Origin of the sequence: Wansuia hejianensis, assembly GCF_014337215.1 — a bacterium.
GTDB lineage: Bacteria > Bacillota > Clostridia > Lachnospirales > Lachnospiraceae > Scatomonas > Scatomonas hejianensis.
The window spans coordinates 3,702,385-3,718,744 of record NZ_CP060635.1; the positions used below are offsets into that span (position 1 = coordinate 3,702,385).

Genomic DNA, 16,360 nt, shown 5'->3' on the forward strand with positions numbered 1-16,360 from the left:
TCCCCCCTCCCCGACCAATTGGAAGCAAAGCCAAAATATGATAAGGAAATTTGTATAGATTGCACAAAATTTGTAAAATCCTCAAGAATTATCTTGATATATTTTGTGAGTAGAGTTATAATACAACTACTTTATAAAAACTAATTTATAAAAGTTATAAGGAAAAGAGTTAAAGCAAAGAACTTTGCAAATGCAGCATTGGAGGGATGAAAATGAAAGGGAAGATGAAGAAGCCTGTGAGAGGCGATGCAGGCATCACCTGGAAAACTTGTCCGCATAACTCATTAGGAGGCAAAGATGATGAGTGAGTATGTATTGGAGATAAAGAACATCAGAAAAGAGTTTCCGGGAGTTGTGGCACTGGATGGCGTTTCCCTGCTGCTGAAACGCGGTGAGATACACGCTCTTGTGGGTGAAAACGGCGCTGGTAAGTCGACGCTCATGAAGATTCTGGCAGGTATCTACAGCCTGGATCAGGGGGAGATCCTCTTTGACGGCAAGCCGTTCCGGGCAAAGCGTCCGGTGGATGCGCTGGAAAAGGGAATTGCGATGGTTCACCAGGAGCTGGATCTGATTCCTGAAATGACAGTAGAGGAAAATGTTTTTGCCGGCCGTGAGAAGACGAAGGGGGCAGTCGTCGATAAAAGGGGAATGCTGAGCCGTACAAAAGAGCTGATGGATAGCCTGGGCATAGATATCAATCCCAGGACTAAGATCAAGGAGCTGAGCACTGCGCAGCAGCAAATGGTAGCGATCACACGGGCGATTGCTTTTGATGCGGAAGTGATCATCATGGACGAACCGACCTCGGCCATCACAGACAGGGAAGTGGAGAAGCTGTTCGAGATCATCCGGAAGCTGAAAGCCCAGAACAAATCGATTGTTTACATATCCCATAAGATGGATGAGATTTATTCCCTGACAGATCAGATCACGGTACTGCGCGACGGTAAGCTGATCGGCTCCATAGCAACTGCAGATGTCACTCCGGATAAGCTGATTAACATGATGGTCGGCCGGGAGCTGAATAACGTATATGTGAAAAGTGCTGAAAAGACGGCGGACTTCGACGAAAGCGAGGTTCTTCTGAGAGTTGAGCATCTGACCCGCGAAAACGAATTTTATAACGTGGATTTTGAAGTAAGACGAGGGGAAATACTTGGCTTTTTTGGGCTGATGGGCGCCGGGAGGACTGAGGTCATGGATACGCTTTTCGGACTAAGAAAAGCGGACAAGGGTTCGGTTACGATGAAAGGCCAGAAGCTTGGTACAGTGAAAAAAGCGATCACGAGCGGCATGGCGTACATTACGGAGGACAGAAAAATATCAGGGCTGAATCTGATCGCTTCGGTTAAGGACAATATTTCTCTTGCCTATATGGATATGATAACCAGGGCAAAATGCCTGATTGATTTCAAGAAGGAGAAAAAAATCAGTGACTCCCTGATTGAAAAGCTGAGAATTAAATGCACCAACAGGGACACTCTGGCGGGAACATTGTCCGGAGGCAATCAGCAGAAAATCGTCATAGCAAAATGGTTTATGGGGGACCCAGACCTGTTAATTATGGATGAACCTACCCGGGGAATAGACATCGGTGCCAAGGCTGAGATCTATAAGCTGATGGACCTTCTGGTGAAATCCGGAAAGAGCATCATCATGATTTCATCAGAGACGCCGGAGCTTTTGGGCATGAGTGACCGGGTAGTGGTCATGCATGAGGGACATAAAACCGGTGAATTTGAATGTGGCGAGCTGGATCAGGATAAGCTGATGGCTTACGCAATCGGTGAAGGAGATAAAGGAGAATACAGACATGAATAAGAACAGAAGTGGGGATTCTGCAAAGAAAATAAATGTGGGGGCGATCCTGGGGAAATACGGTGTTTACATAGCGCTGCTGGTTCTATTTATCGCGATGTCAGTGGCTTCCAGTTCTTTTCTCACCGTAACCAATATCTTTAACATTCTGAAACAAAACGCGGTATACGGTGTTCTGGCAGTCGGCATGACCTTCGTCATTGTGACCGGAGGAATTGACCTGTCGGTAGGGGCAATCGTAGCTATGGCAGCATGTTTTGCCACGAAGCTGGCTCAGGAAGGCACAACAACGCCCGTTGTGGCAGCGATGTTTGTGGGAATCCTGGCGGGAGTTGCCTGCGGTGCGTTCAGCGGATTTTTCATATCCTATGCGAACATACCGGCTTTTATAGCCACGTTGGCCACCTGTACCATGGTGAGAGGAATTGTTTATGTATTCACTGACGGGCGTCCGATCACGGGAGTGACCAAAGCATATCAGTACATTGGGCGCGCTTCCTGGGGTGTAGTACCCGTGGCGGTAGTGATCTACGCGGGCTTTCTGATTGTAGGAACGTTCCTGCTGAAGTATACGAAATATGGCAGGCATGTGTTTGCAGTCGGCGGCAACAAAAAGGCGGCTGTAGTATCCGGCGTAAATGTTAAGCTGACGGAGTTCATGGTTTATGTGATCTGTGGATTCTGCGCCGCGTTCGCAGGCCTCTTGCTGTCCTCACGTATCCAAACGGGACAGCCGGCCGGAGGTGAAGGCTATGAGCTGGATGCCATCACGGCAGCGGTCATTGGCGGCGCCAGCCTTTCTGGAGGTAAGGGAAGTGTCTTTGGATCGTTCATAGGTATTCTGGTAGTCGGGATTCTGACCAATGGCCTGGATCTGATGAATGTATCCTCGTATTACCAGCAGATTATCAAAGGTGCGATCATCCTTCTGGCAGTTCTGGCTGACAGGAAGAAAGAGTGACGGGATGGTAATAGCTGCAGAAGCAGATATTATAAAAATGATTTTATGGAGGGTTTAAAAATGAGAAAAAGAAGCATTATGGCAATTCTTGTTGCAGCAGCACTGGGTCTGAGCCTGACTTCCTGTGGATCTGCGGAGTCCACAGCGAAATCAGAATCTGCCTCATCGGCGAAGTCAGAGAGTGCCGGGGCGTCATCGTCCGCACCTGCAGCATCCTCTGCGTCCGGCACATCATCGTCCGGAGGGGATGAGAAATTTACCATCGCATGGGTGGACGGCAACCTGGCCAATGAATCCAATGCAGTCTGCGCTGATGCGGCAAAAGCATATGCGGAATCTCAAGGGATGGAATTCCTTCTCCTGGACGGTCAGGGTTCCGGTGAAACCCAGGTATCGCAGTGTGAAACACTGATCGCCCAGGGAGTCGACTGTGTGATTGTACAGCCTTACGACGCAGCCGCCTGCCAGGTAGGAGTCCAGGCCTGCATTGACGCCGGGGTGAACGTGCTGGTTACAAAGACGACCATTGAAGATAACAGCATCTGTCCGTTCGTCGGCCAGGATGATGTGGTGGCCGGAGAGATGGAGATGGAATGGATTGCTGAAAAGCTCGGCGGAAAAGGCAATATCGTTATTATTGAAGGGCCAACTGGTATATCGGCGGCTATCAACAGGAACGATGGAATTGAGAATGTGCTGAAGAATTATCCGGATATCAACGTATTACATACACAGCCTGCTGACTGGAACCGCGACGAGGGAATGGCTCTGATGGAGACCTGGCTGCAGACCGGAGAGCAGATTGACGCGGTGGTTGCCCATAATGATGAAATGGCGCTGGGCGCATACGATGCCATAGCAGACGCCGGACTGGCCGGACAGATCTATGTGATCGGCATTGACGCCATCGATGCGGCGAAGAAATCTGTAGCGGACGGTGAACTGGACGCCACGGTTCTCCAGGATGTGGAGACCATCGGACAGAAAACTGTAGAGGTGGCAATCGCAATGTGCAAGGGTGAAAAGGTGGATGATGTGTATAACATTGATCCGATCCTGCTGACAAAAGATAATGTGGGAGACTATTAATCAAACAGACACGTCCGTTGATGCGGACATCACGGATCATAAAAGTCAGCTGTTCCGCACCCTGGGTGCTCTCACGGCTGTCGTCCGGGACTTTTTAGAAAATGCTTGAACGTTATGTATGGCCGGCGGGCGGGTGCCTGCCGGCCCATATAATCCAGAATGAAAGGGGCACAGAAAAGATGGGCAAAACAATGAAAGCTCTGGTCTATGATAAAGCGGGACGCGAAAATTCCAGCATCCGTCAGATACCTTATCCGGAGTGCGGAGATGACGAAATTATTATTCGGGTGATGTCCTGCTCTATTTGCAAAGGGGCGGAGCATGACCATGATAATGGAAAAGGGACAGATCTGGCAAGGTATCCGGTTGTGCCGGGACATGAATTTGCCGGCTATGTACATGAGACAGGAAAAAATGTTACAGATTTCAGGATCGGGGACCGGGTGACGGCGGATAATACAGAATATTGCGGAGACTGCTATTACTGTCGGAAAGAAGAATCAAACTACTGCCCGACCTTCGGTTCGCTGGGACATAATATAAACGGCGGTTTCGCCGAATTTGTACGGCTGAAGAAAGAAAAGGTATTCCATATACCAGATCATCTGTCCTTTAACGCGGCGGCATTATCTGAGCCTGTCGCATGCTGCCTGCACGCGGTAGACCGCGCGGATATAAAATACGGGGATACGGTAGTGATATTCGGGGCGGGTTCTATGGGGCTGATACTGGCACAGCTGTTTAAAGCGTCAAATGCGAGAGCTGTTTATATGGTTGCCGGGAAGAGCAGTAAGCTGGATCTGGCCGCAAAATATGGAATCAGGCCCATCGTCATGGACAGAAATGATTATACGGTACATGAAAAGGCGATCCTGGACGAAAATCCCCTGGGAGTGGACCTGATTATAGACGCTACAGGAAGCACAAAGGTCATTTCAGAATCCATGAAGCTATTGAAAAAGGGAGGCACGCTCCTGCAGTACGCGATTGTCCACAGCGGGGAAAAGGTAGCCATGGACCCGGTGCTGATGTTCAATAATGAACTGACCTATACGGCATCCTTCTGTCAGTCTCATAATTTTGGACGGGCAGTCGAAGCCCTGGGTTCCGGAATCGTAGACGGAGACAGCCTGGTGACGGGTGAATTCCCCCTGGAAGATTTTTATGCAGGCCTGGATGAAAACGTAAATGACAGGAACTCCATCAAGGTAATCATACATCCCAATACGGAGGAGTGAAACAGATATGAAAAGAAGAGGTGTCATCAATCAGCCCCTGAGCGGCGCGCTGGCAGGCCTGGGGCATGGGGATTCTTTCCTGCTGTGCGACGTGGGTTTTCCCATACCAAAAGGCGCAGAACGGATTGACCTGGCCCTGAGCTTCGGCGTGCCCGACATGAAGCAGTGCCTGAAGGCTATTTTGGAGGAAACGGTGATCCAGAAAGTGGTGATAGCAGAGGAGATGAAAGGGATGAACGAGGAAGGATACGCCTTCGTTAAGAATACCTTTCAAAAGCAGGAATTAAATGAGATTTCTCAGGAAGAGCTGGTGCGGCTCGCGCAGAATGTGAAGTTTGTTGTGAGAAGCGGAGAACTGGGCTGTTATTCCAATCTATTGATGGAAGCGGCATCGGGGGTAGAACAATTTAAAAAAGAGCTTATCATTGATTTTCAACGGTAACTTTCCAATAATTTCATGCTGTGTCAGCCAGCGTATACGGGTTTTCTGAAGAAGCCGTCCCTCATGGGGATGGCTTCTTCAGAAAATTCGTATGTGTTGTTACACGGCGGCTTGAAAAATGAATGTCCTGTATGTCGCATTCCGTTAATTACAAATGACAATTTAAAATATTTCAATCATCCATCAGAAATCGGAAATGTGTGTTATAATTAAATAAAATCAGCATTGCATTTGCTTTGATGAAGTGGGAGTCTTTATGGGAATTGCTGTTGGAATTGATATCGGAACTACAACGATCTGTGCCTGCGCGGTCGACGCGGATTCAGGGAAGGTGCTGGAGACATGGACCAGAGAGCACGGTTCTATACAGGGCAGTATGGAATGGGAAAAGCTCCAGAGCCCGGAGGAAATTTTGACGGATGTTTTCTGGATTCTGGAGGATGTTAAGAGGAAATATGCAGGAATTGCCGGCATCGGGCTGACGGGACAGATGCATGGGATTCTGTACGTGAACAGTGAAGGGGCGGCGGTATCCCCCCTCTATACCTGGCAGGACGTAAGGGGGGAGGAATGTGTAAGGTGGCTGAAGGAAATGACGGGGTATGACTGTCCGGCCGGGTATGGCAGTGCGACTCATTGCTATAATGTACAGCATCGGATGACGCCTGCGGATGCTGCCGGATTTTGTACGATTCATGGATATCTTCTGATGAAGCTCTGCAGGCTGGAACGGGCAGTGATCCATCCTTCGGATGCGGCTGGGATCGGGTTGTATGACAGGAGGACAGGGGACTTTGACCGGGCAGCGATAGAGAAGGGCGGCATGGATGCGGGAATGTTTCCAAATGTTTCCGGAGATTTCCAGGGCGTGACGGATGACGGAATTCCAGTGGCTGTGGGGATCGGGGATAACCAGGCCAGTTTTTGCGGTGCAGTGCGGGAACCGGCTGAAAGTGTACTGGTGAATATGGGCACAGGCAGCCAGGTATCAGTCTGGAGCCGGAAGCCGGTACATGGCACAGGACTGGAATTCAGGCCTTATCTGGAACAGGATTATCTCGCTGCCGGATCTTCCCTGTGCGGCGGGAGGGCGTATGCAGTTCTGGAGCGTTTCTTTCGTGAGGCAGTGGAGCTGAGCGGCCGTCCGGCGGAGTCCATGTACGGGATCATGAACAGGCTGGCGGAGAATTATAAGGAACTGGCTGAGCCCTTGGAGGTGCGGACAACCTTTTGTGGAACCAGGGAGCGGCCGGAGCTGAGGGGAGCCATTGAAGGGATTGGAATTGATAATTTTACTCCTGCCCATCTGACAGTAGGATTTCTGATGGGATGTGTGGAAGAATTGTATGGGATGTACAGAAGTGCTCAGGAGATACTGCGGATAAAACCGAGGATTCTGGTTGGGGCGGGCAACGGCCTGAGGAATAACCGGGCGCTGCGGAACATGATAGCGGAGCGATTTCAGATGGATTTGAGAATACCGGTACATCGGGAAGAGGCGGCGTTCGGAGCGGCGCTGTTTTCATTGAAATGCTGCAGAGGTCTGACGGCAGAAGAGGCAGGAAGGTATATTGAATATGAAACAGAGCATTGACGGAAAAGCCGGATGCCGCAGGGTGTGACCTGCGGCATCCGGCCCTTTTCCGGGAAATATGGTTTAATCTGCAATCTTTATAACGGCTTTTACTATATCCGCCTTATTGTTCACGCTGCTGTCCATCGCGTTCTGGACGTCATCCAGATCGAAAATATCTGTCACAATGCCCTTCAGGTCTACCTTGCCTTCAGCCACTGCTTTAATTGCCAGCGGATAGATGTGGCGGTAGCGGAATACGGAGCGGATGGTCAGCTCTTTGTCACAGATCATGCTGGTGTTCAGGTTCATGGTACCGGAGGCGCTGTAGCCAACCTGTACGAGCGTACCGTCCTTTACCAGCATTTCCAGGCCCTGGTTTGCACAGATCTCAGAACCGGAGGTCTCGATCACCAGATCACAGCCGCGGCCGTTGGTCAGCTCTTCGATTTCCTTTACCGCGTCTTTTTCTTTACCATTGATCACGCCGGTGGCTCCCAGCTCGAGGGCTTTGTCCAGACGTTTCTGCATGATGTCAACTACGTATACGTCGGTCACGCCCAGCGCCTTCAGCGCCATCATGGATACCAGACCGATACAGCCAGATCCGGTGACTACGGCTACCTGTCCCATATGGGCTCCGCCCTGCTGTGCTGCATGGAAACCTACAGCCAGAGGTTCAATCAGAGCGCCCTCCATGGTACTGACATTATCCGGAAGCTTGAAGCAAAGGCCCGCTTCATGGGCAACGTATTCCTGGAACACACCGTCTACCGGCGGAGTGGCGAAGAACACCACGTCCGGGCAGAGGTTGTAGCGCCCGGTCTTGCAGAATTCACAGTGTCCGCAGGTTTTGCCCGGCTCCAGGGCTACCCGGTCGCCGGCCTTCAGGCCTTTCACATTTTTACCTACTTCAACAATTGTGCCGCCCGGCTCATGTCCGAGAACAAAAGGTGGCTCTACTATGTAATCACCGATCCGTCCGTGTTCATAATAATGGAGATCGGAACCACAGATTCCCACATACTCCAGCTTCACAAGCACCTCATCATCCTTCGGTACCGGGATCGGGCGCTGTTCAAAGCCCATCTTTCCGATGCCGTTCATCACGGCTACTTTCATTGTACCTTCCATAACGATACACCTCCCAGGTCGTTTAAACTAATAATTGAATGACTTTATAAAAGTATTTATAAAAGTATGAGCCTATTATAAGTTCTCTTTCAAAATCTGTCAATGGTTAATTAAAAAATAAAAAATCTCTTTTAATTGATAAAAAATGCACAAAGGAAATAAAATTTTTAAAAAGTTATTGTTGACAAGTACAAAAAATAGAGTTATTATAGAGCCACTTAAGAAAATACTTTTTTAAATTCGCTTCAAAAGAGTGAAAGGAGAGCACACTCTCCGGCCATGATAAGGAGAAGATGAAAAAGAGTTCTGATTATTTAATGGGAGGTGTAATGGATGGCTGAAAATCAAACGATACTTGAGTTGCAGCATATATCCAAGTATTTTCCTGGTGTGAAAGCTCTGGACGATGTGAATTTCAAGCTGAAAAAGGGCACGGTTCACGTTCTGTGCGGAGAAAACGGGGCTGGAAAATCTACGTTGATGAAAATCATTGACGGGGTTTATCAGGCAGATAAGGGAGATGTTTTTATCAATGGCAAGAAAACAGTCATCAGAGATCCGCTTCATGCGAAGGCGAACGGAATCGCGATGATCTTTCAGGAGCTGTCCTATGTTCCTGATATGACTTTGGAGGAAAATCTCTGCCTGGGAAGCTGGCCGAAGAAGGGTGCGAGAATTGACTGGAAGACGGTGCGCCGCCGCACACTTGACCTGTTGAAGCAGGAAGGCTTGCCTTATGCTCCGGATGTGAAGCTGCGCAGCCTCAGCGTATCCGACATCCAGATGATTGAGATCCTGAAAGCGGTTTCCTATGATGCACGGATCATCATCATGGACGAGCCCACATCTGCAATTACTGATAAGGAAGTAAAGGTTCTCTTTCAGAAGATCGCGGACCTGAAGGCAAGAGGTGCCAGCATCATCTATATTTCACATAAGATGGACGAGATTTTCCAGATTGCCGATGAAATTACGGTATTTCGTGACGGCAAATCCATCATCACGAAGGATGCCGCGGATCTGACCGTCGATCAGGTTGTTGAGTATATGGTTGGAAGGAAGATTGAGAACCAGTATCCCAAAGAACAGATTCCGATTGGAGACGAAATCCTGAGCGTGGAAGGCCTGACTCAGCCGGGAATTTTTGAAAATGTCAATTTCCATGTCAAAGCCGGTGAAATCGTAGGCTTTGCCGGGCTGATGGGCGCGGGGCGGACAGAGATCATGCGCGCGATCTTCGGTCTGGACCCCTACTCCTCCGGTAAGATCCGGATCAAGGGGAAGGACGTACATATTAAAAATGTCAGACAGAGTATCAGGAATGGGCTGGCGATGCTGACGGAAGACAGGCGCCGGACGGGAATCGTTCCAATCCTCAGTGTGAAATACAATACCACGCTGGCTTCTCTGGACAAGATCATCTACAAGGGACTGCTGCACAGCGGCGAGGAGAACAGAGTTGTGAAGGATTCCTGCGACAGCATGAAGGTGAAGACGCCTTCCTATGAGACGCCGATCGCGAATCTGAGCGGAGGAAACCAACAGAAGGTCGTCCTTGCTAAATGGCTGATCTGTAATCCACAGATACTGATTGCAGATGAACCGACCAGAGGAATTGATGTGGGCGCCAAGCGTGAGATCTATGAACTTATGAATAAGTTTGCCTCGAACGGGAAGGGGATTATCATGATCTCTTCAGAATTACCGGAGCTGATTGGAATCTGCGACCGGATCTATGTCGTAAGTGAAGGCCATATTGCCGGAATGCTTTCAAGATCAGAATTTTCACAGGAAGCGATTATGCAGCTGGCCGTTTCAAATGTTCAGAAAGAAAGGGAGGCGTAAATCAACATGAACGCAACGAACAAAGTAGATTTCAAAAAGCTTTTGTCAAAATACAGCATTATACTGATCCTGATTATCATCATGGTTATCTGTACATTTGCCAACAGCAGCTTCTTAAGTGCCAGCAACCTGATCAATGTCTGCCGGCAGCAGTCAGTTACCATTATCATAGCCTTTGGTGAAATGGCCCTGATTATCTGCGGACAGCTGGATTTGTCCTGCGGCGCCGTAATCGCGCTTGCTGGCTGCCTGTCGGTTTCATCCTATAAGATCACCGGCAATATGCTTCTCGCATTCCTCGTGGCAGTCGTTATCGCAGTAGGCGTGAACCTGCTCAACGGCATCATGGTTACGAAATTTATGGCTCCGGCTTTTATCGCAACACTTGCGACGCAGACCATGGCACGCGGCGCCGCCCTGTATATTACGAACGGTCAGAATATATATGAAATTGGCGATTATACGGTAGTAGGCCAGGGATCACTGGGAATTATCCCGATTCCCGTTATTTTCATGGTATGCATATTCATCCTGATGTCCTATCTGATGCGCCATACGCGCTGGGGACGTTCTACATATGCGGTAGGAGGCAACAGCGAAGCGGCTAACGCTTCCGGCATCAATACGCAGCTTGTCATCATGAAGGCCTATATCCTCAACGGTATTCTGGTAGGTATCGCGGCAGTCCTCTTCATGTCCCGTGTAAACGGCGGACTTCCCGCGGGAGCTTCCGGATATGAGATGGATGGGCTGACAGCTACCATCGTCGGCGGCACCAGCTTCACGGGCGGTATCGGCACCCCATGGGGAACCGTAGTCGGTGCGTTTGTGGTTGGCTTCCTGGGAAATATCATGAACCTGATGTCTATTGATTCCTACATTCAGCAGATTGTCCGCGGAGCAATCATCGCGTTCGCCGTAATCTGGGATATTTATTCAAAATCACGTCAGACCTATAAAAAGGGCAAATAACGGTTGTTTAATGATTCTGCTAATTCGCCCCGCAGAACCGCGGGGCAAATTATAAAAAGAAAATGCACAAAAAAGGGAGGTAGCATTTTATGAAGAAAAGAATTTTAGCGTTAATGTGTGCAGTTGTATTGGGCGGTTCACTGGCAGCCTGCGGTTCTTCAGGCGGAACAGACGCAAAATCCACAGCTTCCAGCGGTTCCAAAGCAGAGAGCAGCGCGGCAAGCTCATCAGCATCCGGTGAAGAAAAGACCGGCGGCTTCAAAGTGGCTTATATCGCCCGTAACCAGTCCGATCCCTTTGCGGCAGAGCTGGTGAATCAGTTCACCCTGCAGGCAGAGCAGTACAAGGATACCTTTACACTGGATACCTTTGATTCACAGGCAGACAGCGAGAAGGAAAACTCCATCATCGAGGACTGTATCACGAAGAAATATGACTGTATCATCATCCAGCCCAACGACGGCGAGCTGCAGAAGCCGTACTGCCAGAAGATTCTGGACGCAGGCCTTTTCTGTATCACAACTAACGCAGCGATCCGTGACCTGGAAGGCGGCTCCTGGGTTGACGGCGATCCGTACGCACAGGGCGAAGCGATTGCAAAACTGGCGGCAGAGAACGTTCCGGAAAACGGAGTCGTAGGAATTCTGAACTGCATGCCCGGAAACTTCCACACCACATCCCGTTATGAAGCGATCAAGGCGGAGTTCATGGACAAGAGAACAGATTGCAAGATCATCGGCGATTTCATGGTAGAAGAAGCCACAGAAGCAGCAGCTATGTCGGTAATGGAAGACTGGGCAACCTCTTATGGACGCATCGACTGCATGCTGACCACCGCCGACCTGCTGGGCAATGGATCTTATGAAGCGGTCAAGGACGACGCTACATACGAGGGAATGCAGGTTTACTCTGTTGACTGTCTGGCTAAGACCGTTCTTGAAATCAAAGACGGCGTTTATACCGCAGCCGTATACCAGAATCCTCCGGCACTGGCTGCCGCTAACCTGGATGCAGCCTACAAGCTTCTGACAGGCGCTGAAACGGTTGTTGAGACTTCTGTTGATTCTCTGCTCTGTACTGCAGACAATGTAGATCAGTTTATCCAGATGTACATTGAGCAGGGACAGATCACCAAAGAAGAAGCGGCAGAGCACGGCTACACGGAAGGCAGCGTCAAATCAATTCTTGAGGAAGCATAAGAATCAGGGTATCACATAGTTACTGGTATGGCGCATTGGAAAAAAGAGGTTTTTCAATGCGCCATTTCTGGATTTTATCATATCACATGGCAGAATAGGGAATGGTTAAGGAGGACAACACCATGTATTTAGAGGAGATGTTTGGGTTAAACGGCAAGGTTGCCATTGTTACAGGGGGAAGAAGAGGAATCGGACAGGTAGTAGCCTGCGGACTGGCAAAGGCCGGGGCTGAAGTTGTGATTTTCAGCAGAACCCTGTCGCCGGAAACTGTTAAAATGATTACAGACGAGGGCGGCAAAGCTTATGATATCGCGGTAGACGTTACGGATGAAAAGGGCGTGGATGAAGCAGTGGCAGAGGTTATGAAACGGTCCGGACATATTGATGTGGTGTTTAATAATGCCGGTATCTGTATTCATGAGGATACTCTGGAAGCCTCGATCGAGGACTGGAGACAGGTGATCGATGTGAACCTGACCGGTGAATATATCGTTGCCCGTGCAGTCGGAAGAGCGATGATTGAAAACAAGATTCATGGAAGCATCATTAATATGGGCTCCATGTCGGGAACCATAGTGAATATTCCCCAGTGGCAGGCCTCTTATAACGCATCCAAGGCGGGGGTAATCCATATGACGAAATCACTGGCCATTGAATGGGCGGAGTACGGAATCCGCGTAAACAGCCTGAGCCCGGGATATATAGGGACGCCCATGTCTGCCGATACGCCTCAGGAGCTGAAAGATGCCTGGATGCCTCTGATCCCCCAGCACCGCATGGGCAAACCGGAAGAGCTGCTGCCGGCGATCCTCTATCTGGCCTGCGATGCGGCCGGATATACGACCGGTTCGGATGTGATTGTTGACGGAGGATACGTATCCTTCTGATGAACGGGGCATAACCCGGAGCGGCCCCGGAAGGGGCGTGATTGCCGGCCGCAGAGTGGACTGCTGCGGCAGCAGCGACTGAGCCGCTTCGGAATACAGATAAGGAGAATAGACAGATGAGCCTGGCGACACTAAAGGAAGTGCTGGATGATGCGAGACAGAAAAAATATGGAGTGGGGAATTTTGATGTATTTAACCTGGAAATGCTGAGAGGGGTCATTGAAGCCGCAGAGGAGACAGAATCTCCGGTGATCCTGGCGTATGCGGAGTCCTTTGAAACGCTGGCGGACATCCGCCATTACGGGAAATTGCTGCGCTCTTATGCGGAGGCAGCATCGGTACCGGTAGTGATACACTGCGACCATGCGGTAACCCTGGAAGAGATACAGAGAGTTCTGGAAAGTGGTTTTACATCGGTGATGATTGATGCTTCTGATAAAACCTTTGAGGAAAATGTCAGAATTACCAGGAAGGCAGTGGAAATGGCGCGGCCTTTCCATGCCTCTGTAGAATCGGAAATCGGGCATGTGGCAGGTCTGGAAGCTTTGTTTGAAAATGACCATAACGTATTTACCGATCCTGAAACGGCCAGAAAATTTGCCGAAGCCACGGAGGTGGACGCCCTGGCCGTGTCTATTGGCAATGTGCATGGAGTCTACCGGAAGGAACCGGATATACAATTTGAGCTTCTGGAACGGCTGGAGCAGGAGGTTCCGGTTCCGCTGGTCCTTCACGGCGCATCGGGGATTTCGGATGAGGATACCCGGCGCATGGTGAGGTGCGGGATTACAAAAGTCAATTATTATACGGATTTATGTATTGCTGCCTCCGATTGCATCCGGCAAAACGCGGATAAGCACTATTACGAGCTCAGCAAGGCGGTTGTGGATGCTGTGAAAGAGGCGGCTAAAGCGAAGATGCTTCTTCTGAAATAAGCGATTTATTTATGCAGCTCCAGACGGTGCAGAGCGCAATAACTGAAAATCCGGCAAAAAAGAGAAAATCCGGCCCGATTATACTTGAAAAAAGTTTCAATATGTTATAAATTGAAGGTAACATGCGGAAAATGACTGGAAGGAGAGGATAAATTGTTCGATAAGGCGACGAATATTGAACTGAAACGAATCAACAGAAATAATATCTACCGAACTGTCATCGCTCAGAAAAAGACATCAAAACAGGAAATCGCTTATCAGCTGAACCTCAGCCTTCCTACAGTTACGCAGAATTTGAATGAGTTGATGGAGATCGGCCTGGTGGAGGAGAAGGGGACTTTCCAATCCACAGGCGGGAGAAAGGCGAAGATAATTTCCAGCAACCCCAGGGCAAGGGTGGCTCTGGGCCTGGACATCACCAGGAACCATGTGAATCTGGTGATGGTGGATCTGGAGGCCAGCGTGCTGAGGTCTGTACGCAAGCGCATTTCTTTCCAGGCGGATGAAAAATATTTCCAGACTCTGAAGCGAATGATTCACGACATGGTCAAGAGTGTGAACGTACCCCCCAATCACATCCTGGGAGTGGGCGTTTCCCTGCCGGCCATCGTAGGCGACGATGATAAAACCCTGAAATATGCCCCTCTTCTGAATACTTCTCTGGATCTGTATCAGGATCTGAGCCCGTATATTGATTATCCCTACAGATTTATCAATGATGCAAACGCAGGCGGCTTTGCCGAGCTGTACAGCGGTACTACGGGTAAGAATACGCTGTATCTCCTGCTGAGCAACTCCGTGGGCGGGGCGATTATCATGGACGGGAAGCTGTATTACGGGGAAGGACGCCGCGGGGGTGAGTTCGGCCATATGACCCTGGTGCCGGACGGGCGGCCCTGCTATTGCGGGAAGATCGGCTGTGTGGACGCGTACTGCTCTGCCCTGATTCTGTCGAATGCCGCGGGCGGAAGTTTGGAGACCTTTTTCGAGAAGCTGGAGGCCGGAGACGTCAAGTGTACGGAGATCTGGGAAGAATATCTCCATTATCTGGTCATAGTGATCAATAATCTGCAGGTGAGCTTCGATTGTGATGTGGTGCTGGGCGGATATGTGGGCTGGCATCTGGAACCCTATCTGGATGAAATTCGGAAACGGGTGGTCGAGAGGTGCAATTTTGAGACGGATGGTTCTTATCTGCATGTGAGCCATCTGAATGCCGAAGCATCCGCGCTGGGAGCGGCTCTTTGTTATGTCAATGAATTTGTAAATCAGGTGTAAAAATAGATTTAAAAAATAACGGGAAGAATGCTTAGAACAGCGTTCTTCCCGTTATTTGTTTACTCTGTGTTCAGAAATGTACTGGTAGGGGGTCTTCATCGTGTATTTCTTAAAAACGGTAGAAAAATAACTACTACTGTTAAAAGATAGGTTCATGGCCACGTCCGTGACGGAATGGCCCTCCATCAGCAATTTCTTTGAATGAGAGATTTTTTTCTCGTTGATATAATTCCGGGGGGATATTCCCACAACATGCCGGAATTTCTGTTTAAACTGAGAGGTGGACAGGTTGCTGAGCCTGGCCAGATCGTCCAGTGACAATTCTTCAGTGATGTGTTCCCTGATATAGGTGACCGCTTTTTCGATATCAGGCGATCTGTGGTATCGGGATTCCTGGGAAGAAGCGATCAGCAGCTCCAGAAAAATAAGCAAATATGCCGCCGCTTGGCGGTGATGGCCGGATATCTGGCAGAGCTGAAAGGCTTTTTCGATGGCTCTGCGGATCTCCTTATTGTCGGTGGCGACGACATGGCGGCTGATCGACGACAGGTCATGGATCAGCTCCAGGGCGGTATCCTCGTTTAAATAAAGAAAATTCCGGGGATTGCTGATATCCACCTGGATCCAGTACTGATGGTTCAAGGAAATCGGTATGTCATTGGTGCTGTGAATCTCGTCAGGAAAGGAGACAAATACGCTCCCGCCCGGCACGCTGTATTCCTTGTGATCGGTATAGAAGGACATACTTCCCTTCACGACCAGAGTGAATTCAAATGCGTTCTCGTGGTAATGAGGAATCAGCGGGAGGATAGCGTTCTGGATCTTATGGGTGGCGAGGAGCCTGATTCCCGGAATGCTGATTTCGTGGTTGGTCAGTACGATTCTTTCCTTTGATACAAAATATTCATCTTTCCAGTTAATCGCAGTTGGCATGACGGAACTCCATCCGGTTAAAGAACCGGTTTCCTGAAAACCTTTAAATTTGT

General features: G+C 49.5%; 14 protein-coding genes. 12 read left to right on the forward strand and 2 right to left on the reverse strand.

Annotated elements, in window-relative coordinates:
* The first annotated feature begins 297 nt into the window (after window positions 1-297).
* The 6 genes from H9Q79_RS17015 to H9Q79_RS17040 all read left to right on the forward strand — a co-directional run bounded on the left by H9Q79_RS17015 (window position 298) and on the right by H9Q79_RS17040 (window position 7,145).
* Entirely contained in the window at window positions 298-1,824 is a 1,527-nt protein-coding gene (locus H9Q79_RS17015) for a sugar ABC transporter ATP-binding protein (RefSeq protein WP_249328781.1), read from the forward strand.
* On the forward strand, window positions 1,817-2,782 hold the full coding sequence (locus H9Q79_RS17020; RefSeq protein ID WP_249328782.1) for an ABC transporter permease: 966 nt from the start codon (window positions 1,817-1,819) through the stop codon (window positions 2,780-2,782). The genes H9Q79_RS17015 and H9Q79_RS17020 overlap by 8 nt, the downstream gene beginning before the upstream one ends.
* Before the next feature lie 60 nt (window positions 2,783-2,842).
* A complete protein-coding gene (locus H9Q79_RS17025) occupies window positions 2,843-3,871 on the forward strand; it encodes a substrate-binding domain-containing protein (RefSeq protein ID WP_249328783.1) in 1,029 nt (342 codons plus the stop codon).
* Between the two features lie 179 nt (window positions 3,872-4,050).
* Window positions 4,051-5,109 (forward strand): zinc-dependent alcohol dehydrogenase family protein, encoded by a 1,059-nt coding sequence (locus tag H9Q79_RS17030; RefSeq protein WP_249328784.1) that lies wholly within the window; start codon window positions 4,051-4,053, stop codon window positions 5,107-5,109.
* A 7-nt stretch (window positions 5,110-5,116) separates the two neighbouring features.
* The gene (gene rbsD, locus H9Q79_RS17035; protein WP_249328785.1) at window positions 5,117-5,551 is read left to right on the forward strand and encodes a D-ribose pyranase; all 435 of its coding nucleotides are present in this window, start codon (window positions 5,117-5,119) and stop codon (window positions 5,549-5,551) included.
* Between the two features lie 256 nt (window positions 5,552-5,807).
* Complete coding sequence (locus H9Q79_RS17040; protein ID WP_118646721.1) at window positions 5,808-7,145, forward strand: sedoheptulokinase; 1,338 nt, start codon at window positions 5,808-5,810, stop codon at window positions 7,143-7,145.
* A 63-nt stretch (window positions 7,146-7,208) separates the two neighbouring features.
* Here the strand turns inward: H9Q79_RS17040 and H9Q79_RS17045 are convergent, their stop codons facing one another.
* Entirely contained in the window at window positions 7,209-8,258 is a 1,050-nt protein-coding gene (locus H9Q79_RS17045; RefSeq protein ID WP_118646723.1) for an NAD(P)-dependent alcohol dehydrogenase, read from the reverse strand.
* A 333-nt stretch (window positions 8,259-8,591) separates the two neighbouring features.
* Between H9Q79_RS17045 and H9Q79_RS17050 the strand changes: the two genes are divergently transcribed.
* From H9Q79_RS17050 to H9Q79_RS17075, 6 genes are all read left to right on the forward strand, one after another.
* Window positions 8,592-10,103 (forward strand): sugar ABC transporter ATP-binding protein, encoded by a 1,512-nt coding sequence (locus H9Q79_RS17050; RefSeq protein WP_118646725.1) that lies wholly within the window; start codon window positions 8,592-8,594, stop codon window positions 10,101-10,103.
* Between the two features lie 6 nt (window positions 10,104-10,109).
* Window positions 10,110-11,075, forward strand: coding sequence for an ABC transporter permease (locus tag H9Q79_RS17055; RefSeq protein ID WP_118646727.1), 966 nt, complete (start codon window positions 10,110-10,112; stop codon window positions 11,073-11,075).
* 89 nt (window positions 11,076-11,164) lie between these two features.
* On the forward strand, window positions 11,165-12,274 hold the full coding sequence (locus H9Q79_RS17060; RefSeq protein ID WP_118646729.1) for a sugar ABC transporter substrate-binding protein: 1,110 nt from the start codon (window positions 11,165-11,167) through the stop codon (window positions 12,272-12,274).
* A 122-nt stretch (window positions 12,275-12,396) separates the two neighbouring features.
* Window positions 12,397-13,161, forward strand: coding sequence for an SDR family oxidoreductase (locus H9Q79_RS17065; RefSeq protein WP_249328786.1), 765 nt, complete (start codon window positions 12,397-12,399; stop codon window positions 13,159-13,161).
* A 116-nt stretch (window positions 13,162-13,277) separates the two neighbouring features.
* Window positions 13,278-14,096, forward strand: a complete 819-nt coding sequence (locus tag H9Q79_RS17070; protein WP_118646731.1) for a class II fructose-bisphosphate aldolase — start codon at window positions 13,278-13,280, stop codon at window positions 14,094-14,096.
* Window positions 14,097-14,249: 153 nt separating this feature from the next.
* Window positions 14,250-15,374, forward strand: coding sequence for an ROK family transcriptional regulator (locus H9Q79_RS17075; RefSeq protein ID WP_249328787.1), 1,125 nt, complete (start codon window positions 14,250-14,252; stop codon window positions 15,372-15,374).
* Window positions 15,375-15,425: 51 nt separating this feature from the next.
* Here H9Q79_RS17075 and H9Q79_RS17080 read toward each other — a convergent pair whose 3' ends face one another.
* On the reverse strand, window positions 15,426-16,307 hold the full coding sequence (locus H9Q79_RS17080; protein ID WP_249328788.1) for a helix-turn-helix transcriptional regulator: 882 nt from the start codon (window positions 16,305-16,307) through the stop codon (window positions 15,426-15,428).
* Between the last annotated feature and the right edge of the window lie 53 nt (window positions 16,308-16,360).